This is a genomic window from Flammeovirga pacifica, from assembly GCF_000807855.2.
GTDB classification, from domain to species: Bacteria; Bacteroidota; Bacteroidia; order Cytophagales; family Flammeovirgaceae; genus Flammeovirga; species Flammeovirga pacifica.
In genome coordinates, this window is the sequence record NZ_JRYR02000001.1 from 3,628,691 (window position 1) to 3,651,377 (window position 22,687).

Genomic DNA, 22,687 nt, shown 5'->3' on the forward strand with positions numbered 1-22,687 from the left:
TTTCGATTTGGGATTACAGAAAAAGTAAAAAAAATAATATTAAGATGAAACAAGACATTCATCCGGATTTCAGAACAGTGGTATTTCACGATCTGACTTCTAACGAAAAATTCCTTATTGGATCTACAGTTGCAACAACTGAGACTATTGAGCACGAAGGTGAAACTTATCCTTTATTCAAAGTCGAGATTTCTTCAGCTTCTCACCCGTTCTACACTGGTAAGAAAGCAGCTATCTCTGCAGCTGGACGTGTTGACAAGTTCAACAAAAGATACGGTAAAAAATAATTTTATTTTTCTGTACAAAAAGCCATGGTTTCTTCATGAAATCATGGCTTTTTTTGTTTATCAGAATTAAGAGTGCATTTTTGTGTAAGTCTAAATTATTCGAAATTTTTTTGGCTTAAACAAGAATGTTATACTAAGCGTCCGTGTAACAAATTTTTTAATTGTGCGTTTTCAGGGCAAGTATCCCAACTTGTTCTATCATTATCTCTATTGATCATGAATATTATATTATTCGACAATCCTAAAACGAGAGTCAAACTTCTTCCTTTTACATTTATTCGTCCGATTGCAGATATCCGTGTGGGTATTTTTAAGATTTACGAAAAGTGGGAAAGAGCTTTCAATACCTCTGTGTCTTTTTTAACAGACGATTATCTACAAGGGAAATTTCCTTTAAAACATGGTAGTGATCAGTATTATATCAACGGTTCTTTATGCCCTAATAAGACTATTTTAAATAGAATTAAAGAGTTAAAAGAAGGACAAGGTTTGGTTTGTGGAGAGGATCTTCTCGTTCTTCATACCTCACATCAATTTAATACTTTGGATAGTGAGGCTGGAGATTTTGAAAAAATTGAAGTTCCTCAAGAAGAGGTGGTTTTGATAAAGCACCCTTGGGAAATTTTTACTCAAAATAGAGGGCAGATCATGGAAGATTTCGAAGTGGTGACAAGAGGGAGACACTCACATCATATCGAAGATCCGCATACAGTAGTTTACGGTAGAGCTAATATTTTTGTAGAAGAAGGTGTCGAAATAAGAGCGGCAATTCTTAATGCACAAAAAGGACCAATTTATATTGGTAAAAATGCAGTGATTGAAGAAGGTGTCATTATTCAAGGTACTTGTGCTATTGGAGAAGGTACACGTATAAATATGGGAGCAAAAATTAGAGAAGATTGTTCTTTCGGGCCTCATTGTAAAGTAGGTGGAGAAATTAATAACTCTGTTATTTTTGGTTATTCTAATAAAGCCCATGACGGTTATTTAGGTAATTCTGTTGTAGGTGAGTGGTGTAATTTAGGAGCTGATACCAACAATTCTAACCTAAAAAATAATTACGGTCCTGTAAGAGTATGGAGTTACGCAGATAGGAACTATGTAAGTACAGGGCAACAATTTTGCGGAATGATGATGGCTGATTACTGTAAGGCAGGGATCAACACCATGTTTAATACAGGTACAGTGGTTGGAGTTTCAGCACATATTTTTGGAGGAGGTTTTCCACCAAAACATATCCCTTCTTTTGCTTGGGGAGCGATCGAATCGAACGACGTAGCCGATTTAGATAAAATGATAGAAATTGCGGAACGTGTATTTGCAAGACGTAAAGCAGATTTTACTATTCATGATCGTCAAATTCTTGAAAAAGTATTTGAGTTAAGTAAATTCGATAGAAGATAGTTTTTTTGAGTGAAGAATGAAGATAGAACTCAATGTCATATAAAAATAGGATGTCTCAGATTTAAGTGAGACATCCTATTTTTTTAATTAGTTCCTTTTTCTAAATCTCCAAAGTATTGTATTAGAGTATCAATTTTAGCTGTTTGTTTTTTAATGACTTTTGGTCTAAACACAAACCAATTGATAGCGATCCAAATTACTGTTCCAATTGCAAAAGGAATAGAATAGTTAGGATTTAGAGCTACTAAAAGTTCGAATGAATAGATTCCCATTCCAGCAGAGAAGAGAATAAAATAACTAGATATTGTTGTGGTTTGAATTTTTCTCTGCTGCTCTTTTATTGCTTTTAATTTTTTGATATAATTTCTAGTATTTTCATCAAATTGAATGCTATTAATCAATTTATGTAGGGTATTACTTGAGATAAGGAATACCAAAGTGCCAATTATAGCTAAACCTATTCCTATTTTGGTCAAAACTAATTCAGGATTATAGTAGAAACCAATAAAAAGTAAATATCCAATAATACCAATTGCAGTGAAATAACTTACAATAATAGATTGTAGTGACTTTTTCTTATAAGATTTCGCCTTTTGCAAAACTTCTTCAATACTAGGTTGTGAAGAAGATTGTTGTTGCCATAAATTTTTTAAATCAAGAGTACTCATAACGTAACATTTTTTTATTTAATTTTTCTTTAATTCTGTGGATTTTTGTACGAACATTTCCATTCGACATTCCTACAATCTCAGCAATTTCATTTTGTGGAACTTCTTCGAGTTCAAGTGAAATAATCAATCGATCAATTTCAGAAAGTGTTGAAATACATTGGTATAAGAATTTGATTTGATCATTATCTTCAAACTGATTTTCGGATGAAGATAAATCTTGCGGAAGGTCAGTAGTTTGTTGCTTTTGTCGTTTCTCTACCGATCTTAAACAAGTATTTGATGCAATTCTAAAAATCCAAGTACCAATGCTTGATTGCTTATTGAAAGTAGAAAGCTTTTGATACACAATGATGAAAACATCTTGTGTCAGATCCTTGGCAAGGTCATGGTCATTAACATACCCCATTGCAAGTCGAAAGACTTTCTGCCAATAGTTCTGATATATTTCTTCAAATTTCATTAGTTAATCATTGAGAGCGTTAATTTTTTTGTCTTTCAATTCTTTAGATACAATCGAATTGAAAATGTTACACTAGACAAGGATTTTTTTTAAAAAAATATTTTAGTGTTTAGTTCTAGGTAGAAAATTATATAAAAAAAGCTCGCAATACGAATATTACGAGCTCGTTTTGAGATATATGTATTTTAAAAATCAACAGATACTTTTGCCTTTTTTACTCTATTGATTTTACGTTTTGTATCAAAAATATCACAGTTAAGAGAGAAGTAGAATACATTGCCAGTTATTTGATTATAGCTTAATGTAGTACCATGAATACTTTCTTGATCACTACCCCAAGATTCATTAAAGAAAGGATCTAGATAATATTTAAATTTCATATTTAATCCTTTAGAAAATTGAATTCCCAACATCACACTTTGTTGAGTTGTTACTCTATCTGAGAACCATATTGAGAATTTATATTTTTTACTTTCTCCTACAAAGGTTTTTTCTTTATAATGGATTGGTTGCTCAATTTCGTAACCTCCATATACAAAGAAACCATCAAGGTTGCCTACTTTAAACCCCATTGGGATACCGACATTATAGGTTCTCATTTTTTTTCTGACTCTTCCCGAACCGACATCTGCTTTATAGGCATCAGGTACATCAAAAATAAACCCTAAGTTTTTGATCGAAACTCCTGCAAAAAGGCCAAAATGTTTTCCAAAATCCATATTGAAATACGTTTGTCCATTAAATACAGGTGCAAATCGAATCACATCATTTCCATATTCTTGGTTATTGATGTTATTAGCGGTCATTCCAGAAAATATAATTTCCATACCTCCTGAAAAATAAAAATCTGTATTCCTTTTTTCTTCCTGTCCATAAGAAGTGATAGAAAGTAGAAGAGCACCTAATAATGAAAGTGATAGTAATCTTAATTTGACCATAATAAAATAGTTTTTGTTAAAGCAGATCGTAAATGATTGTTGAAGAGTTTCCTGCTTTTATTTTTTTGATAATTAATTTGCACTAGTATTGATCTAAAGACCAAAGAAAAATACATAGGTTGCATCAAATAAAAATTTTTTGATGAAAATTAATGAAAGGCTGTAATAATGAAGCAATATATCGCTCTTGATCTAGTGTTAATACCATCAAAAGAATGGATCGACATTTTAGTTGATAGCAATCAAAGTCTACCAAATACGGTATTGAAGTTAGGAAAACAACATTCGATTCCTCATTTATCAATAGGAATGTGTAGGGTAGAAGAGAATGCTATTGATCAGTTGATAAGTAAATTAAAAGTTTATTTAGAGATATTGGACCTCTCAGAATTGTCTTCTTTAAAAATTACATCACTTTATCAACATAATATAAATACTATTGGCTGGAATCTAGAGTTAAACAATAGTTTAATTGGATTGCACCATAGTATTTGTGCTCTGATGAAAAGGTATCATTTTAATCAAATGGAAAAGGAAAATAATACAGACTTCTGTGTAATTAATAAAAATATGCCTTTTTCTGGAGTAGAGTATTTGAATACATTTTTTGATGAAAATTCGGGTAAAAACTATCAACCTCACATCACTTTAGGACAAGGAAATAATAAAATGGAGAACAACTTGGAAGGAAAAACCATTGATTTTGATCGACTTGCATTGTATCACATGGGGACAGGGTGTACATGTGAAAAAGAATTAATGTCGTTGCCCCTAAACAACAATTATTAGCAAAGAAGTGTGATAAAATTGACAAAAATCACTTTAGGTTAAATATTGAAAGCAAATAAGATTGTTTTTTTAGCGATTTATTAGCAGATTTGGGGCGAAAACGAAAAATTTAAAATATATCTTTTAGCCTCTGCATCCCTAAATGTAGATAGCTAACACTCAACAACCGTAAGAGATGTCTCAAGAAGAAAAAGTACTGAAAGAAGAGCGTGCCTTCTCAAAAGAGCAATACTGGGAATGGTATGAAAACATGCTATTAGTAAGACGTTTTGAGGAAAAAACGGCTCAGTTATATGGTCAGCAAAAAATTAGAGGTTTCTGTCACCTTTACATTGGACAAGAAGCTTGTGCTGCTGGTCAAGTTTCTGCGTTAACCAAAGACGATAGTTATATCACTGCTTACCGTGATCACGCTCATCCAATCATGTTGGGTACTGACCCAGGTGCTGTGATGGCAGAAATGTACGGTAAAGCAACAGGTACTACTAAAGGTAAAGGTGGTTCAATGCACATTTTCGATAAAAGTGTCAACTTCGCAGGTGGTCATGGTATCGTAGGTGCTCAAATCCCAATGGGAGCAGGAATTGCTTTTTCTGAAAAATATAAAGGAACTAAGAACCTTTGTGTAACTATGTTTGGTGATGGTGCAATCCGTCAAGGAGCAATGCACGAAGCATTTAACATGGCAATGGCTTGGAAGTTACCAGTAATCTTTATTGTAGAAAATAACGGTTATGCAATGGGTACTTCTGTAGAAAGAACATCAAATGTACACCACTTGTATGAGTTGGGTGCTGCTTATGATATTCCTTCTCGCCCTGTAGATGGTATGACTGTAGAAGAAGTTCATATTGCAATGGAAGAAGCTGCAGCTCACGTACGTGCCGGTAAAGGTCCTTACTTCTTAGAGTTCAGAACATACCGTTACAAAGGTCACTCGATGTCTGATCCAGCAAAATACCGTACGAAAGAAGAGGTAGCTGAGTACAAGGCACAAGACCCTATCGAGAAAGTAAAACAAACGATTTTAAAGAACGAATGGGCTACTGAAGAAGAGTTGAAAGAATTCGACAAAAGCTTAAAAGCCAAAGTATTGGATGCAGTTAAATTTGCTGAAGATTCTCCATTCCCTGATAAATCAGAAGCATATACTGACGTTTATGTAGAGGAAAATTATCCTTTCTTAAACTCATAATTTGCCTAGCAAATTTTGTTAATAGAGAAGCTGTTCTTTTAAAAGAACAGCTTTTTTTATGAATTAAGTGTATTTATGAACTTTTTTAACTCTAAACCTTGATGAAAAATATTAAGTTTAGAGGATTTTTTATAAATTTGCCGACTGAATAATATGAACAAAACTATTTAGGGCGAACCTAATACTACATACATGGCAATCATGAAAGAAAAAAAACAAAAAGTAGAGAAAGGTAATACTCACGAGGAACACAAGGAGTACGAGGTATTTGAGAGTGCTGAGGTATTACAAGAACGTATTATTGAAACTCAAGGTTTTCTTGATAAAAATAAAAACGGTGTAATTGGTGTTGTAGCTGCAATTGTAGTTATTGTTGCTGCTTACTTCTTATACGGAATGAATTTAGAATCTCAAAACTCTAAGGCTCAAGCTGAATTATCTCCAGCGGTGTTTTACTTAGAAAAAGATTCTTTAAACAAAGCTTTAAATGGTGATGCTGCTGCTCAAACTTCTGGTTTCTTAGCTATTGCAGACAAATACAGCGGAACTAAAGCAGCTGGTCTTGCTAATTACTATGCAGGTGTTGCTTACTTAAGAATGGGTGAATACAATAAAGCAATTGATCACTTAAACAAATTCTCTTCTAAAGATATTTTAGTTCAAGGTAGAGCTTATGCTTTAATTGGCGATGCTTACGTACAATTAGAGAACTTGGATGCTGCAGTATCTTCTTATAAAGATGCCGTAAACTACCAACCAAACAAAGACTTCACTCCTGCTTACATGATGAAGTTAGCATTTACTTACGAAGCAAAAGGTGACGTTGCTAAGGCAAAGTCTACTTATGAGAATGTAATCTCTGAGTACCCTCAGTCTCAAGAAGTAAATGATGCGAAAAAATATTTAGCTGTTTTAGAGGCTAAGAACTAATTATATTTAGTTCAAATAAAAAAGTCAGTTGATGATTACATCAGCTGACTTTTTTTTGTGCCCTATATTCACTTGGGCTACTTCCTTCTGCTTTCTTAAAGAATCGGCTGAAAGCTTGGATATCTTCATAGCCTAGCTCAAAAGCTATTTCGGAAATACTTTTATCGGTATATATTATTTGTCTTCGAGCCTCTAAGAGTATTCTTTCCTGTATAAATTGTAAAGGTGTTTTTTGACCTAGAAGCTTAAATACATTCGAAAGTGTTTTCGGAGATTTATTTAATAGATCGGCATATTCTGCCACCGTCTTTTTTTCTTTAAAATGACGTTCTACTAAATAATTAAACTCTTTGACTATGGTAAGTTTATCATCTTCTAATTCTGATAGGGAAGTCTGTTTTTTTAGAATTCTTGTACACAAAATCAGTAACCTTTTTAATAACATCTGCAGCATTTCTAATTGTAGCTCATCTGCAGATTGCATTTCATAATCAAAAATTTTCCATAGAGAAATAAGCATTTCTCCATCTTCATTCGATAGATTAACTCTTGGGATACTATGTGATCCAAAGAATAATACTCCTTTACAGCCTACTTGACTATCGTGATTAACAATACAATAAAACGATTTATTAAAACGAAGAAATTTAGCAGATTGTATAGCCACTTTTTCGACATGATGAAACTCCGTTAAGAAAATAACTTCATTATTATCAAATTGTCTTTCACGACCATCAATAATAAGTGTGTTGTTGTCTGAGGTAAACCATAGCATACTTAGTTTTCCTTCATTTCCATTTAGTAAATCAAGATCACAAGTGGATGTTAGATCTAAGAGCTCTAAATATTCTCCTGTAGGTTTCTGAAATTTCATAGCGACTAAGATAATTACTTTTAAAGCAGTTGAACAATTAAAATTGGAAGTTTTAGCCTTTCTTTTTTAATCAATTTTACATTAGAATTATGACTATGCTCTTTAGCTTTACCTTGATTAGATTAAAAAATAATCCTCTCATTTTACCCAAGTTCAAATGTTCATCGCTTAATATAAAAATGAGTAGATAACTATCCGAAAATAATTACCTACTCAATACTCGACAAGTTGATGATATGGGTTATGACGCTTGTGAGATTCCTTCTAAAGGAAGTGCTTTAGGGAAATCCACATTTATTTTTGTCAGGTTGTGAATAATATTAGTCACAGATATTTCTGAAATGCTTAGTACAACATCAATTAAATCTTTCTCGTTGTATCCTGCATTAAAGAAAGCTGTCTGACTGCTTTCATCCACATTACCTTTATTTTGAGCTACTTTTTTAGCAAATTCTCCGAGTGTTTTTAGTTTGTCGTCAAATTGTATGTTTCCTGACCTGATCTGAATAATTTCTTCTTCAGAAAAGCCATTCATCTTCGAAATTTGAGTGTGTGCTGATAAACAATACTCACATCCATTGTATTCACTTACTGTAAGATTAATCACTTCTTTTTCTCTATTAGATAAAGTAGATTTTCTACCTGAGAAGTTGAGATAATCACCTAAACCAGTGTCATGCTTGCCGATGTAAGCATAGATGTTAGGTACAAAACCTAGTTTTCCTTTTAGTTGTTCAAAAATCTCTTGATTTTGAGCTGATACTTGGTCGATTGTTGGTATGTTAAATTGAGCCATGATATAATAGTGTTTAATTTTTGATTGAAAAATGAGATATAAAAATTTGATTTAGTTAGAAAGTGCGTCTAAGTGATTTCTTAAAACGTCTTCTCCAGCAAAACCAACATGTGTATTGACTACTTCGTTGTCTTTGATAAATACTAGGTTTGGAATACTTCTTACTTTATGAAGCGTAGCTAATTCAGGAACTTCTTCGATGTTCACTTTCTGAATAGTTACTTTCCCTTCGTATTCTTCTGAAAGCTTTTCTACAGTAGGTAATAAAGCTTGACAAGGCCCACACCAATCTGCGTAAAAATCTAACAATACAGGGCTTCCTTGTGCTACTAGTGTATTATACTCCTCGATGTTATTAATCTTTTTCATGTCTATATTTTTTTAGTTGTTTTCTTTATTGAACATTACAAAGGTGCAGTATTCAAAAGCCATTTTGTTATGCTATTTTTCACTTCAACTTAACAATATTTCCCTTTTGGACTGATTGGTCAAAAATAGAGTGTAAAAAAACTAAATAAATCAGATCATGATCATCATTTATGAGGTAAAGCTTAGTGATTATTAGCGTAAGTAAGGAAGTTCATCACTATTTGTTGGCATTTCAATTTTTCTTCAAACATTCCCATATGTCCAACATCTCCTAGGTAATAAACATGTGCATCGTTTGGAAGATGACTTTGTTCAACGCTTTTATTTAAAGGTACAGCACCATCTTTTTTGCCGTTTATAAATAATACAGGGATATTTAGTTGTGTAAGTAGCTTGGCACTATCACCTCTGTCTTTCATCGCTAAAGAAATTTTGGCAATACTGTCTATACTTTCTGTTTCTGCTTCAGTAATAATCTGATGGATTGTTGATCTATGTTGTTCTCTTCTTTTTTCTGCAAAAAGATTTCCTATCATTGGAGCTACAAATGTTCTGATTCCATTTTCTCTTACAAAATTGGCTGCTTTGATACGTACTTCTTTTTTTGCTTCATCATCTTCAAATGCTGTAGAATGAAATAACCCGATACCATTTAATGAGGAAGCGTATTTTTTTGCATAAGCTAAAGTGACATATCCTCCCAATGAATGACCAATCATGGTATATTTAGGAAGTTGTAATTGTTGTAAAGTGTGATGGATTTCATCTGCAAAATCACTTAACTGTGGGTTTGGGTGATTAATATCGTTGTTATCACCACAACCGGGTAGGTCAATACAGATTACTCTGAAAAAGGGAGTAAGTGCTGGAGTGAAATCATTCCAAATAGATTTATTTTCACAGAACCCATGAATTAAAACAAGTACAGGTAGGTCTTTTCCGCTATCAGTTAAACTTAGCATTTGATATATTTTTTATGAATGTCTTTCCAAAATTAAATCAGACAATCGAAAACTAAAATAAATATGTGGAGTTATCCTTATGACTTTCATTTTTAAAATGATCTCAATATATTTCTGTATCAATATTTAAACTACACTCGATTTCTACTATGAAAAAATTAAACATCTTTCTATCTCTCCTCTTTTTGATAGGACTTTCTTTTCTCTCATTTCACCAAACATCAGAACCCAAAGAAGCAGTATTGTGTCATGCAGATATTGAATCTGCAAGAGCATTTGCAGAGTTTACCAATCAGAAGGAATTTCGTGATGCACATAGCATGTCAAGAACTTTGGATAAGACAAAGTTTAAAGGAAAACGTATTTCTTTTACTGTGGCTGATGGTGAAAATGGAGAAGCCTATTTTGTAAAATCCAAGAAGAAATCATCAAAGTATTTATTTGTATTCCATGAATGGTGGGGATTGAATGATTATGTGAGAAATGAGTCGGATAGGTATGCAAAAGATTTAAGTGATGTCAATATTATTGCATTAGACTTATATGACGGAAAAGTGGGAACGACAAGAGATGAAGCAAGTAAGTACATGAAAGCATGTGACCCTAAAAGAGCCGCTTCGATTATACAAGGAGCTTTGGCTTACATTGGTAAAGATGCTAAAGTAGCAACTGTAGGTTGGTGTTTTGGTGGTGGTTGGTCTCTACAGTCAGCACTTCAAGTAGATCAGCAAGCAGTAGGTTGTGTAATGTATTATGGTATGCCAGTAAAAGATGTGGCAAGATTGAAAGAATTAAAATGTGATGTTTTAGGCATTTTTGGAGAGAAAGATAAATGGATCAATCCAGAAGTGGCCAAAGAATTTGAACAAAACATGAAGGAGGCAGGGAAAAACCTAACAGTAAAAATGTATGGATCAGATCATGCCTTTGCTAACCCTTCATCGGATAGATATAATGAAGCAGATGCTCAAAATGCAAATAAGGAAGCATTGGCATTTATCAAGAAATCTTTTGAGGTACAACCATAATTTAGAAGTAGTATCTCATCAGGAAATTATTATTTGATAAACACTCTACAAGCATAACTAATCGAAAAGCCACCTTGATTTTATTGAGGTGGCTTTTTACTTAACTCATAGAGAACGCTAGATAGACCAATCAAATAGGGTTTTTGACAGTAAATGGTCCATTTGTATTAGAACAAATCTTTTTACTATGAAGAACATAAAAAATGGTTTCCCAACATCATTTTCTCTCAGTTCTCTATTTATCGTATTTATGTTTTGGAATACAATACTTTCGGCACAAACCTTAGATCAACCTTTAAAAGATAAGGGTGTATTTGGAGTTGCAGTAAGTTACGGTAATCAATTGGACAGAAATGCTTCTTTTTATGGTTGGTCGGTAGATTATAATAAACAAATAGGGAAAGGACCTTTTGCTTATGGAATAGGTGTGATGTGGGACAATGAAACAACCTTATCGAATGAAAATAGAGGAATAGAAAATACAGCTACTTTTAATTGTGCAGTTACCATAAATTATCAGATAAATTCTAAGTGGTCTATTGGAACTGGTTTAGCTAAAGGAGTGATGGATAATGATCAAATATCTCGGCAATATCAATGGACTGATGGAGATTGGAGTACTGGATTGATGGTTTGTTATCAATTTAAATTGGGGAAGCAGAACTTTAATATCAGTGGTTCATATGAATACAATATCAGTCAAAAAGAGACCAGTTTAAGCTTTGATTTAGGGTATGTTATTCCTTGGTAAAAATCAATTATAATAGTATTTGAAAAGGAATTTTGTACTTATATTTGTGCTCTAAATATTAAACGATTTATTATGAAAAAAATCCTTTTAATTGGATGTATGTTATTGACATCATCTTATTTATTTGCCCAGATGAATCCGAAAACAATGCAATGGTTTAATGCTCCCGAAAAGTGGGAAGTGAAAGACAACACCTTAACAATGCAGGTAACTGGTCAGACAGATTACTGGAGAAAAACACACTATGGTTTTACTGTAGATGATGGCCCTTTCTATTATCAAACGAGAGGTGGAGAGTTTGAAGTGAATGTGAAAATTACAGGAGCCTATAAAACTCGTTTCGACCAAATGGGTCTTATGTTTAGAATTGATGAGAAACATTGGATAAAAACGGGTATTGAATATGTGGATGGAGTTTATAATTTCTCTGCAGTAGTAACAAATGAACATTCTAGCTGGAGTGTTGTTGCTTTAGAAGGTAAACCGAAGTCGATTTGGATTAAAGCAATTCGACGTCAGGATGCAGTAGAAATATCTTATTCATTGGATGGTAAAACTTATCAGATGAGTAATCTAGCTTATTTGCCAGATCATAAACCTTTGATGGTTGGCGTAATGGCAGCCAGTCCTGATGGAGATGGTTTCGAAGCAGTTTTTGAAGACTTTGAAATCAAACATTTAGCAGATGAGAGAAGATTACAATGGTTAGAAAAAAATAAAGAGTAAATTAGAGGCACCTTCGGGTGTCTTTTTTTTGTCTATGTATTTATATCAAACTATTCATGACTAATAATAATAAAATCTTCCTTCTTATTGGTGTAGCACTTGTTATTACCTCTATCAAACTTTATTTTGATTTTAATGAAGGTTTCTCATTCGGTAATCCAGAAGTAGCAGTAGCAAACACCTCAAATGATAAAGTAAAAGTAACTTATCATAAAGGCACTAAAATAAAAAAATCGGTCATCCGGTATGTCAATGGTAAAAGAGATGGAATTGCGAAGACCTTTCACAAGAATGGAAAGTTACATATGGCTATTACTTATGTAAATGGAGAAAAACATGGTGTGGCAAAACAATTTGCTAAAGATGGAACACTTTATAAAGAGGCATTTTATGAAAACGGATATGTAACTAAAAGAAAGTTCTATCACGATAATGGTCAGGTAAAAGCTATTGAAACATACAAGAATGGTGATGTAACTACAGATCTAAAAGAATATTTAAGTACTGGAAAAGAAAAAACAAAATACCCTAAGATTCAAGTAAAATTAAATGATGATGTAAAGAGTTATGGTAAAGTGGTATTAGAGTTAACCTTGGATTTAAGACGTAAAAAAACAAAGTTTTTTATACGAAAGGATGAAACGTTACCATTAGAGACTGCAGAAGATTGGGATCAAAATTTAGTTTTCGTCAAAATGTATGAGAATAGAGGTGTATTAGAGATTCCAATACCTAAAGGTCATTATATCGATAAGGTAATTCCTATTTATGTGAAATATTCTACTATTTATGGTAGACAAAGAGTCGATAAAATTGATTATCGTTTAAAGGCAAAAAATATGTAAACTCAATATTTTAATGTCAAATTAATATAAACCAAAAGGGCTTCAATTAGATTGAAGCCCTTTTGGTTTATGTATTTTAAACTTATTGATTCATTATAAATCGTTGAATCAATGGTCCTAATCCTGCAAATAAAAATTCTACTGCCATTACCATAACGATAAGGCCCATTAAACGAAGCATTAACTTGTTACCTGTATCACCAAGTACTTTCATAATTGGACTTGCCCCTAATAAACTAAGGCAAGTTATTGCTAAAACAAGTGTGATAGCAACAAACAAAGCACCCATTTTAAATGGACTATCTCCTGCATTGTCCATTAAGATAATGGCATTGGCAATAGACCCTGGTCCGCAAATAATAGGAATTGCTAAGGGAGTAATGGCTACGTCTTTGGCATATTCATGAATTTCATCTTTGGTTACCTTCACGCTACCTAATCTAGCTTGAAGCATATCGAAACCAACTAAGAAGAAGATAATACCGCCTACTACTCTAAGTGAATCGATAGAAATACCGAAAAATTTGAATAAAGATTGTCCTGAAATTGCAAAGAAAATCAAGAAACAATACGCAATTAAAGTGGCTCTAAGAGCCGTTCTTTTTCTTTCTTTTTTCTCTAACTGATTAGTGATAGTCATGAACACCGGCATAATTCCTACCGGATTGATGAGTGTAAAGAAAGATGTAAAGGCCAAAAGGCCATAGGTGATGGCTTCTTTCATGAAAAAAATGGTAAATATGTGATGTCGCAAAGAAAGTAAAATGATTATAAACTTGAAAGTTCCTGCGTACTCATTTTTACTTCATTTTCGACAAACTCAATACCATGTTCTTTTAACTCTGTAAGCACAGGTTCGTAGATGTTTTTATGTACAGGAATACACGTTCCTGTCTTTGTTATTTTTCCTTGAAGAATGAGTTTTGTGGCAATCGCCAATGGAATACCTACTGTATCAGACATGGCAGTATAAGTTTGGTCCTTTCCTTTCACTACCATATGAGAGGTTCTCATAATATTCTCTTCTCCTTTTTTGTAGAAGAGTTTATGATACATTACAATCATGTCTTTATCGTCTTTCTCAAGCTTCCACTTTTCTTCTAAGATTTTTTGCAGTATTTGGGCAGGGGTGGCCGACTTTAGACCTACTTTTTTATCAGAAAATAGATCCAACCACCTGAGCTTATCCATTTCTAAATCATCTTGCGACAACTTGAGGTATTGCATCAATTTTAATTCTACAGAATCTTGAGGGTTGTATCTTAAGAAAGAATTGATGAACTCTCTGTATGTCATATTTTCTGTATCTTCCATTACATAGCTATCATCAGTTGCTCCTAACATTACAAAACAATTCCATGCTCTACAGAAGCCGGGTCTTCTAAGAGTTCCTCTATAGACTGTAGGAACACCTTCTAACTCATATTTTTCAACGTATTTTAAAGAATCTCTATTGGCGTACCCTTCGAAGCTGCCATAACCTTCTACTTCAATTCTTTCTGTTCTTCTAAATAGTTTATGATAAGGGATGTATTTGTACTTGCCATTGTGAAGAAATCGAACGGCTCCCCCTTGTCCTGCGATAACTACATTTCTTGGGTTCCATGTGAATTTATAATTCCAAGGGTTGTTGTCTGATTCTGGAGCGATTAAACCACCGGTAAACGATTCGAAACCTTCGATTTTATTTCCATTGTCTTTTACCTCTTCAATCATTTTCATGGCAGACATGTGGTCGATACCCGGATCAAGTCCAATTTCATTTAATAAGATGATGCCTTTATCTTTTGCTTGTTGATCTAAAGCTTGCATTTCATCTGTGATATAAGAAGCGGTGGTCATCGGTATTCCATATTCGACAGCAATTTTAGCTACTTCTATATGGAACCTAGCCGGAAGCATAGAAACAATAATATCTGCCTGTGGAATATAAGTTTGTTGGTGTGATTCATTATTGATATCAAATTGAAAGGCAGAAGCTACAGACAGATAATCTTTAATTTTCTCTTCGGCCAAACTAAGTTGATAGTCGCCTAATAAGATCTTCCAATTCTCCTTATTGGCGAGTTCACATAAGTAATGAATTAGTGAGGAAGCAGAACGACCTGCTCCTAAGATAAGTATAGTTTTCATTGTGTTTATTGGTGTTGTGTATGTGTTGTTAGTACAATTAAACAAAGAATTTTTGAATAGTGAAATTTGATTCACTAATTCGATAAGAGAATATCAAAAGATTAAATCTTGTCAAAAACAAGGCTTAGTTGTGAGAGTTTACTCTATAGTTCTTTCATTTTTAATAAATTCTTGGTGATTCAGTAATATTATTACTACTTTTATAACTTATATCGCTAATTATTGCGAATTGTTTATTTTTTAAGGACTAGCGAACAGGAACAAGGATGAAAGTACTCAAGTTTGGAGGAACGTCAGTTGGAAGTGCGAAAAATATCCAACAAGTAGCCAGTATCCTTTCCGATTATCAACAAAACGGACAAAGGGTTGCCGTAGTCGTATCGGCAATGAGTGGCATCACAAATAAGCTAATAGAAGTAGGTGAAAGAGCCGCTTCTGGAGATGAAACCTATAAGTCATTATTAAAAGACATTGAGTCTACCCACTTGACCTGTATTCGCGAGTTGATTGAGGTAAGGAGACAAAGTAAAACTATCGCTTTTGTGAAGCTTTTACTTAATGATCTTGAGGATATCTTAAGAGGTATTTTTCTTTTGAAGGAATTATCACTTCGCTCATTAGATATTCTACAAAGTTTTGGCGAGCGTTTATCGTCTTTCATTATTGCAGAATACCTTACTCAAATTGGGGTAGAAGCAGAGCAATTGGATGCACGTAAAGTAGTGCGTACTAATGCTGTATTTGGTGGAGCAAAAGTTGATTTTGTGACTACGAATTCTGCTATTACTAAGCATTTTGGAGAAACAGACAAAATGCAAATTGTCACAGGTTTTGTGGCTTCATCTGAAAGTGGAGAAACAACTACTTTAGGTCGTGGAGGATCAGATTATTCTGCTGCGATTTTTGGTGCTGCTTTGAATGTAAAAGAAATTGAAATTTGGACAGACGTAGACGGGGTAATGACTACTGACCCTCGTGTTGTACCAACTGCTTTTTCTTTACAACAACTTTCTTACGAAGAAGCAATGGAGATGTCTCACTTTGGCGCTAAAGTGATTTACCCTCCAACATTGCAGCCTGCAATTAAAAAGAATATTCCATTAAGAATTAGAAATACATTCAATCCTTCTTTCCCAGGTACATTGGTAACAAGTACATCAGGACAGGAAGATTGGCCAGTTAAAGGAATTTCTTCTATCAAAGATATTTCTTTAATTACTTTATCAGGTAGTGGTTTGATTGGTGTTCCAGGTGTATCGTCAAGATTATTTGGAGCATTAGCAAGAGGTGGAGTGTCTATGATCTTGATTACTCAAGCATCATCAGAACATACAATTACATTTGCTGTAGCTCCAACAGACTCTATTACCAGTAAGAAAATCATCGAAGAGGAATTCTTTAATGAAATGGCTTCTGGTAAAGTGAACCCGGTAGAGGTAGAAGATAACTTATCTATCTTGGCTATTATCGGTGAGAACATGAAAGAACGCCCAGGTGTAGCAGCTAAGCTGTTTAGTGCATTGGGTAAAAATGGTGTTAGTATTGCTGCAATTGCACAGGGATCATCAGAATTGAATGTATCTGTTGTTATTGAGAAAAAGCACCTTCATAAATCATTAAATGCCCTTCACGAAATTTTCTTCTTGTCTGATATGGCAGAGTTGAATGTTTTCATGTTAGGCTTAGGTTTAATTGGTGGCACACTATTGAATCAGATGAGAGATCAAGCAGAGTACTTACTTACAGAACGTAACTTACGTCTGAATGTAGTTGGTGCTGCTAACTCTAAGAAGATGGTCTTTAGTGATAAAGGTTTTGATATCTCTTTAGAAAAAGATGCTATCCTTGCAGACGGTGAAGAATCGAATGCAGCCTTGTTCGTGGAGAAAATGATCGAAATGAACTTGCCAAACTCTGTATTTGTAGATTGTACTCCAGGAGAAAGTGCTGTAAAGCTTTATGAGAAAATCTTATTGAGTTCAATCTCTATTACTACACCAAACAAAATCGCCAACTCTAGTAGCCTTGATTATTACTTAAAATGTCAGGCAGCGGCAAAACGTAGAGGAGTAAAATTCTTGTACGAAACAAACGTTGGTGCAGGTCTACCTGTTATTGGTCCACTTCAAGATTTAAGAAGATCTGGAGATAAGATCATTAAAATCGAAGGTATCTTATCGGGTACATTATCTTACTTGTTCAATACATTTGCTGCGGGAATGAAATTCTCAGAGTTAGTGAAACAAGCAAAAGAGATGGGGTATACTGAACCAGATCCTCGTGATGATTTAGGTGGAGTTGATGTTGCTCGTAAGATCTTGATTTTAGCAAGAGAAGCGGGGTATCATTTAGAACCATCTGATGTAACAGTAGACCCAATTCTTCCTCAGGCATGTTTAGACGCGCCAACTGTTGATGATTTCTTTGTAGAATTAGAAAACGCCAATGGTCTTTTTGAGAAGAAGAGAGCAGAAGCTGAGTTGGATGGAAAAGCCCTAAGAATAGTGGCTACTCTAGACGAAGAAGGAAAAGCAACTGTTGCTTTAGAAGCAGTAGATAGTGCACATCCTTTCTATGGTTTAGTAGGATCAGACAACATGGTAGTTTTCAAATCTCGTCGTTATTTCAACGAGCCACTTGTAATTAGAGGCCCTGGCGCTGGTGCAGAGGTAACTGCTGCAGGAGTGTTTGCCGAAATCATTACAATTGGAAACTTCTTAATTAACTAGAAAATAGGTAAGAGGTAATCGATAATAGGTAGTAGTTTTCTATTTCTAATTATCAAAAAAAATTACTTCTTATGTTTATAAAGTGGGGACGAGGCTATGCTTCGTCCTCATTATGTTATAAAATAATTACTCACTTTGGACGAATAACGTCATGAAAGAAGTAAAAGCATTTGCCCCAGCTACAGTTGCCAACGTAGCATGTGGTTTTGATATCCTCGGCTTTGCAGTCGATAGCCCAGGCGATGAAATCGAAATGAAATTAGTCGATAAACCGGGTATAGTTATTAAAGACATTACAGGAGATGAAGGACGTTTGTCAAAAAATCCTCGTGATAATACAGCTACAGTTTCAGTATATCAGTTTTTAGAAAAAATTGGAGCTGAGAAAGCAGGTATTGAAGTAACACTTCATAAAAAAATGCCTTTTGGTAGTGGCTTAGGTTCTTCTTCTGCAAGTACAGTAGCAGGTGCTTTTGCCGTCAATGCTCTTTTTGATAACCCATTAAGTATGGAAGAATTACTTCCGTTTGCTATGGAAGGAGAAAGAGTAGCTTGTGGTGCAGCCCATGCTGATAACGTTGCTCCTGCATTGTATGGAGGTTTCGTTTTAGTAAGAAGCTATGATCCTTTGGATGTAGTTCGATTAAATGTACCTGAAGAGTTATGTTGTGCAGTAGTTCACCCACATATCGAAGTATCTACAAAAGATGCAAGAAACATTCTAAGAGGAGAGATACCTTTAGTTGATGCGGTTAGACAATGGGGTAATGTTGGAGGTTTGATTGCAGGTTTAGAGCAAGAAAACTATGATCTAATCGGTAGATCACTTCAAGATGTTATTGTAGAACCTATTCGTTCTATGTTGATTCCTGGTTTTGATGAAGTAAAAAGAGCTGCTATATATGCTGGATCTATGGGTACAGCAATTTCTGGTTCTGGTCCATCAATCTTCTCTTTATGTAAAGGGATGGAAAAAGCAGAAAGAATAGCCAATGCGAAAGTAGAAGCATTTAAAGCTATTGGAATTGATAGTGATAAATTTGTTTCAAAAGTGAATAAAGAAGGACCGAAGATTATTTATTAATCAGCACTTCTTAAATCAAAAACACCCTAGTAATTCTCTTAATTACTAGGGTGTTTTTTTTACTCATTATTTAAAGGTTAAAATAAATTAAAACCCAAACCTAAATCATTGTTTAACCGTTTGGTTAAATATGAAAATTATTAATTAATCTACAATCTTATTATCATGAAAAAATTATTAGTTATATCCATTGCATCATTTTTATTCTTCTCATGTTCAGATAGTAATGACATTGAGCCGCTACCAGAAGGACCATCAGCAGAACACCCTGTAGTACCTGAACCTGCTCCAGAACATCCTACTGTTGCAGACCCTGCACCTACGCCTAATAATTAACTTGAGTTGTATTTAAAGTATTTATTATCACACTCAAATTTTCGTAAAGCATAAAATAGTACAAGATTGATTTATTTTATTGAGAATTGACTTTTAATTGGTTTTAGAACACAAAAGGCTCGTTTTTATGACGAGCCTTTTTCTTTTATTGAACTAAAAGATTGAATAAATAAAGTTCAATTCGAACGTCTTAAACTTATCAATATTATTGTAATGACTTCTAAATAAAGATCCTTGATAGTTATATCTAAATTCTGATCCCCATCTATCATTATACTTAAAACCTACTCCTAAATGATAGCCCAATTTAGAAGTTATCTCTGAAGGGTTATCATAAATATTATGTTCAAAAGTAGAATTTATAGGTTGATCTAGAACAACACCTACATTGTAATATAAAGATAGTTTCGGGTTGATATAAGAATAATATCTACCTCCAATTGGGAAATATAAAGATTGATAATTGACATCAAAAGTATATTTACCACTTGTTACCGAAGAGTGATATTTTCTATAACTAGGTTCTATATAAATCCTCCATTTTTGATGATTGAATGAGAATGCAATTTCAAGTTCTACACCAATTCTAAAGTTAGTTTTTGATCCAAAATCAATAGGTTCATCCATTAAAGAATTAGTTTTTGTATTTTTTTCGTAAACATAATCTCCAATAGATATACCTGGTTTTATATTAACTCTAATTGATTTATTGGAGGTCATTTTATCAGGAACTTCACTCTTTACTTTATTACTCTTATCATATTTTTGAAAAAATTTAATTAGTGAAGAATCTTCGTAAGATAGTTCTTTAACATTATTATAAGTAGCACCATTTTTTTCGAAGATGTTATACAATTGTTGTTGATAATAATTGTTCTTTTTAATATTCAAACCATCATTCACCAAATATTCTTTAAATACTAAAACATCAATATCTCCCTCTTTATTTTTGAGGTAGAAGAAATGGAAATCGTTTTGATTAAAAACATATAAGACATATTCACCAGAATAGAGCTCTTTTAATAGAACTTCTTCCTTTTTGAAATCAGGAGATCTTTTTTCAGTTAATAGATCGATATTGACATTTTGAGGTGCTCTATCAACATCAACTACAGCTTTAACATATTTGACTTCTCCATATATTTCAAAACTCTTGATTTCGTTCTTTAATAGAACTTTTGAATCATTTTGTGACTCACTAGCTTTAATAAGGATTTTTTGAGGTTCAAGTCTCCAATCTAAGTTTTTGATAAAGCATTGGATTGTATCTGAGTTTTGATTGACATAATGCCCTCTCTGAAAAGTATTTTGAGAGTAAGCATTCGATAAAAATAGTGAAGATAGAAGAAGGAGGAATAGTTTAGAATACATAAGAATTTTAGTTTGTTTTAAGATTTTAAATCTAATGGTTTATACTAGGTAAGTAATAGTTCTATTTACCTTTTTTTAAGTCTAAATATTCTAATCCTAGTTCATATTTTTATCCTAAAAAAGAGGTATTGAAAAAGTGTTTCGGGTTTATTATTAATTGCTTAAATATTAAGTAATAACAACAAACAGACCTTTGATAAATGAGCATTTTTTCATATAATCAGATGCGATTAAAACTAAATAATTCACTAACCTATTTTCATAGATGACCACACAGATTATCATTATTTTATCAGCTTTTATTGCTGGTTACATTGCTTTAAAATTAAAATTCCCTCCTTTAGTTGGATTTTTATTAACGGGCTTCTTATTACATTATTTTGGAGTAAACGATACAGAACATATCAGATCTTTAGCTGATTTAGGTGTTACTTTATTGTTGTTTACAATTGGATTAAAATTAGATATCAAAATGCTTATTGGTAAGCATATTTGGTTAAGTTCATTGATACATAATTTAATAAGTTCTCTTTATTTTGTTGCTGCACTTTGGTGTTTACAATGGATGGGCTTATCTATTCTACAAGACTTAGGTTGGCCTCAGTTATTTTTAATTGCTTTTGCCTTGTCTTTTTCAAGTACGGTATTCGCAATCAAAACACTTCAGGAAAAAGGGGTAATGAATGCTGTTTATGGTTCATTAGCCATTGGCGTACTTGTAATGCAAGATATCTTTGCAGTGGTTTTCATGACGATTAGTTCAGGTAAAGTACCTGAGGTATGGGCACTACTTTTGTTTGGGTTGCCACTTCTGAGACCTTTATTCTTTAAGTTATTAGACACCGTGGAACATGGCGAAATGCTTGTTTTATTTGGGGTATTTATGGCTTTAGTTGTAGGTGCGGGTCTATTTTCTATGGTAGGATTAAAGGCCGATTTAGGCGCCTTAATTATGGGTGTTTTATTATCAAGTCATAAGAAAGCATCAGAGTTATCAAAAGCTTTATTTAATATAAAAGAGTTATTACTAGTTTGCTTCTTTTTAGATATTGGTTTAACCGCTTCAGTTACCTTAAATTCCTTATTATTTGCTATCGCTTTAGTGATATTATTACCTATAAAAGGGTGGTTATATTTTAGGGTATTTGACCGATTTAATTTTAGAGTGAGAACATCCGTTTTTGGTAGTTTGATGTTGATGAATTATAGCGAATTTGGATTAATCGTAGGAGGGTTAGCCTATAAAATGGGTTGGTTACCTGGGGAAATGTTAGTAAGTATAGCTATCGCTGTTTCTTTATCTTTCTTGATATCGGCTCCGATCAATAATAAAAGTAATGAAGTTTATTTAGGATTAAGTCAGTTTAAAACAGAGAAAAGTCGATTCAATATTATGGATAAGATGATTGAATTGGGACAGGCTAAAGTAATTGTGATTGGGATGGGACGTATTGGTTCTGGTGTATATGATGAAATGCAAAGACAGTTTGGTGATGTGATTTTGGGTATTGAAGTGAACGAACATACTGTTGAACGACAAAGAGTAGAAGGTAGAAATGTTATACAGGGAGATGCAGTTGATAGTGACTTTTGGATGCGTTTAAAAAATATCAATGATATTGAATTAATATTTTTTGCAATGCCTCACCATCATGCCAATGAGTTGGGGGCAGAACAATTGAATAAAATAAAATACAAGGGTAAAACAACTGCTATTGTAGAGTTTAACGATCAAATACAACCATTAAAGCAATTAGGAGTAAATGCTGTTTTTAATGTCTATAGAGAGGCAGGGAAAGGTTTTGCACAACATGCCATTGAGGAATTTCAACCCCAAAAACTTATTTCTAATAAACCGTTCAAAAAGGTGACAATAACAATGTAATTATACAAGACAAGTAACCGTTACATACGGTAGTTAACTTACATACCTCTATTGGTATACCTACTTTTGTGTCATAATCATTTTTAAAATAAACAATATTGATATGGCAGGTATAGCATTAATG

General features: G+C 33.3%; 23 protein-coding genes. 13 read left to right on the plus strand and 10 right to left on the minus strand.

From position 1 onward, the window contains the following. Positions 1–44: 44 nt before the first annotated feature. A complete protein-coding gene (locus NH26_RS14255; protein WP_044228562.1) occupies positions 45–287 on the plus strand; it encodes a type B 50S ribosomal protein L31 in 243 nt (80 codons plus the stop codon). 216 nt (positions 288–503) lie between these two features. Then, on the plus strand, positions 504–1,691 hold the full coding sequence (locus tag NH26_RS14260) for a GlmU family protein (RefSeq protein ID WP_139263073.1): 1,188 nt from the start codon (positions 504–506) through the stop codon (positions 1,689–1,691). Between the two features lie 83 nt (positions 1,692–1,774). On the opposite strand, the gene NH26_RS14265 is transcribed toward NH26_RS14260, so the two are convergent. From NH26_RS14265 to NH26_RS14275, 3 genes are all read right to left on the minus strand, one after another. After that, positions 1,775–2,359 carry a hypothetical protein gene (locus tag NH26_RS14265; protein WP_044228564.1) on the minus strand — a complete coding sequence of 195 codons (585 nt, stop codon included), beginning with the start codon at positions 2,357–2,359 and terminating at the stop codon, positions 1,775–1,777. Then, entirely contained in the window at positions 2,346–2,822 is a 477-nt protein-coding gene (locus tag NH26_RS14270; protein ID WP_044228566.1) for an RNA polymerase sigma factor, read from the minus strand. The genes NH26_RS14265 and NH26_RS14270 overlap by 14 nt, the downstream gene beginning before the upstream one ends. Positions 2,823–3,007: 185 nt before the next feature. Next, a complete protein-coding gene (locus NH26_RS14275) occupies positions 3,008–3,760 on the minus strand; it encodes a hypothetical protein (RefSeq protein ID WP_052432284.1) in 753 nt (250 codons plus the stop codon). Positions 3,761–3,928: 168 nt separating this feature from the next. Between NH26_RS14275 and NH26_RS14280 the strand changes: the two genes are divergently transcribed. The 3 genes from NH26_RS14280 to NH26_RS14290 all read left to right on the plus strand — a co-directional run bounded on the left by NH26_RS14280 (position 3,929) and on the right by NH26_RS14290 (position 6,674). After that, complete coding sequence (locus tag NH26_RS14280; RefSeq protein WP_044228569.1) at positions 3,929–4,549, plus strand: hypothetical protein; 621 nt, start codon at positions 3,929–3,931, stop codon at positions 4,547–4,549. 175 nt (positions 4,550–4,724) lie between these two features. Then, entirely contained in the window at positions 4,725–5,744 is a 1,020-nt protein-coding gene (gene pdhA / locus NH26_RS14285) for a pyruvate dehydrogenase (acetyl-transferring) E1 component subunit alpha (RefSeq protein ID WP_044228571.1), read from the plus strand. A 201-nt stretch (positions 5,745–5,945) separates the two neighbouring features. Then, positions 5,946–6,674, plus strand: a complete 729-nt coding sequence (locus tag NH26_RS14290) for a tetratricopeptide repeat protein (protein WP_044228640.1) — start codon at positions 5,946–5,948, stop codon at positions 6,672–6,674. A 40-nt stretch (positions 6,675–6,714) separates the two neighbouring features. Here the strand turns inward: NH26_RS14290 and NH26_RS14295 are convergent, their stop codons facing one another. From NH26_RS14295 to NH26_RS14310, 4 genes are all read right to left on the minus strand, one after another. Continuing rightward, positions 6,715–7,548: a helix-turn-helix domain-containing protein gene (locus NH26_RS14295; RefSeq protein WP_044228574.1), complete on the minus strand. Its 834-nt coding sequence runs from the start codon at positions 7,546–7,548 to the stop codon at positions 6,715–6,717. Between the two features lie 241 nt (positions 7,549–7,789). Beyond that, positions 7,790–8,344 carry a carboxymuconolactone decarboxylase family protein gene (locus NH26_RS14300; protein ID WP_044228579.1) on the minus strand — a complete coding sequence of 185 codons (555 nt, stop codon included), beginning with the start codon at positions 8,342–8,344 and terminating at the stop codon, positions 7,790–7,792. 51 nt (positions 8,345–8,395) lie between these two features. Then, positions 8,396–8,713: a thioredoxin gene (gene trxA / locus NH26_RS14305; RefSeq protein WP_044228582.1), complete on the minus strand. Its 318-nt coding sequence runs from the start codon at positions 8,711–8,713 to the stop codon at positions 8,396–8,398. A 182-nt stretch (positions 8,714–8,895) separates the two neighbouring features. Continuing rightward, the gene (locus NH26_RS14310; protein WP_052432286.1) at positions 8,896–9,675 is read right to left on the minus strand and encodes an alpha/beta fold hydrolase; all 780 of its coding nucleotides are present in this window, start codon (positions 9,673–9,675) and stop codon (positions 8,896–8,898) included. Positions 9,676–9,824: 149 nt separating this feature from the next. Between NH26_RS14310 and NH26_RS14315 the strand changes: the two genes are divergently transcribed. The 4 genes from NH26_RS14315 (at position 9,825) to NH26_RS14330 (ending at position 13,025) form a co-directional block, all read left to right on the plus strand. After that, positions 9,825–10,703 carry a dienelactone hydrolase family protein gene (locus NH26_RS14315; RefSeq protein WP_044228587.1) on the plus strand — a complete coding sequence of 293 codons (879 nt, stop codon included), beginning with the start codon at positions 9,825–9,827 and terminating at the stop codon, positions 10,701–10,703. Positions 10,704–10,890: 187 nt separating this feature from the next. Continuing rightward, positions 10,891–11,454 carry a hypothetical protein gene (locus NH26_RS14320; RefSeq protein ID WP_139263075.1) on the plus strand — a complete coding sequence of 188 codons (564 nt, stop codon included), beginning with the start codon at positions 10,891–10,893 and terminating at the stop codon, positions 11,452–11,454. A gap of 72 nt (positions 11,455–11,526) precedes the next feature. Next, positions 11,527–12,180 carry a DUF1349 domain-containing protein gene (locus NH26_RS14325; RefSeq protein ID WP_044228593.1) on the plus strand — a complete coding sequence of 218 codons (654 nt, stop codon included), beginning with the start codon at positions 11,527–11,529 and terminating at the stop codon, positions 12,178–12,180. 56 nt (positions 12,181–12,236) lie between these two features. Continuing rightward, on the plus strand, positions 12,237–13,025 hold the full coding sequence (locus NH26_RS14330) for a toxin-antitoxin system YwqK family antitoxin (protein ID WP_044228596.1): 789 nt from the start codon (positions 12,237–12,239) through the stop codon (positions 13,023–13,025). 82 nt (positions 13,026–13,107) lie between these two features. Here the strand turns inward: NH26_RS14330 and NH26_RS14335 are convergent, their stop codons facing one another. Continuing rightward, the gene (locus NH26_RS14335) at positions 13,108–13,749 is read right to left on the minus strand and encodes a MarC family protein (protein WP_044228599.1); all 642 of its coding nucleotides are present in this window, start codon (positions 13,747–13,749) and stop codon (positions 13,108–13,110) included. A 44-nt stretch (positions 13,750–13,793) separates the two neighbouring features. Then, complete coding sequence (locus tag NH26_RS14340) at positions 13,794–15,158, minus strand: saccharopine dehydrogenase family protein (RefSeq protein WP_044228603.1); 1,365 nt, start codon at positions 15,156–15,158, stop codon at positions 13,794–13,796. Positions 15,159–15,424: 266 nt separating this feature from the next. Here NH26_RS14340 and thrA point away from each other — a divergent pair, with 266 nt between their 5' ends. The 3 genes from thrA to NH26_RS25465 all read left to right on the plus strand — a co-directional run bounded on the left by thrA (position 15,425) and on the right by NH26_RS25465 (position 19,307). Next, on the plus strand, positions 15,425–17,887 hold the full coding sequence (thrA, locus tag NH26_RS14345) for a bifunctional aspartate kinase/homoserine dehydrogenase I (RefSeq protein ID WP_044228605.1): 2,463 nt from the start codon (positions 15,425–15,427) through the stop codon (positions 17,885–17,887). Between the two features lie 151 nt (positions 17,888–18,038). Beyond that, the gene (locus NH26_RS14350; RefSeq protein ID WP_044228607.1) at positions 18,039–18,971 is read left to right on the plus strand and encodes a homoserine kinase; all 933 of its coding nucleotides are present in this window, start codon (positions 18,039–18,041) and stop codon (positions 18,969–18,971) included. Between the two features lie 165 nt (positions 18,972–19,136). Continuing rightward, complete coding sequence (locus NH26_RS25465) at positions 19,137–19,307, plus strand: hypothetical protein (RefSeq protein WP_158021943.1); 171 nt, start codon at positions 19,137–19,139, stop codon at positions 19,305–19,307. A gap of 153 nt (positions 19,308–19,460) precedes the next feature. On the opposite strand, the gene NH26_RS14355 is transcribed toward NH26_RS25465, so the two are convergent. After that, positions 19,461–20,678, minus strand: coding sequence for an outer membrane beta-barrel protein (locus tag NH26_RS14355; protein ID WP_044228609.1), 1,218 nt, complete (start codon positions 20,676–20,678; stop codon positions 19,461–19,463). Positions 20,679–20,943: 265 nt separating this feature from the next. On the opposite strand from NH26_RS14355, the gene NH26_RS14360 reads away from it, so the two are divergent. Continuing rightward, entirely contained in the window at positions 20,944–22,563 is a 1,620-nt protein-coding gene (locus tag NH26_RS14360; protein WP_044228611.1) for a cation:proton antiporter family protein, read from the plus strand. The last annotated feature ends 124 nt before the right edge of the window (positions 22,564–22,687 follow it).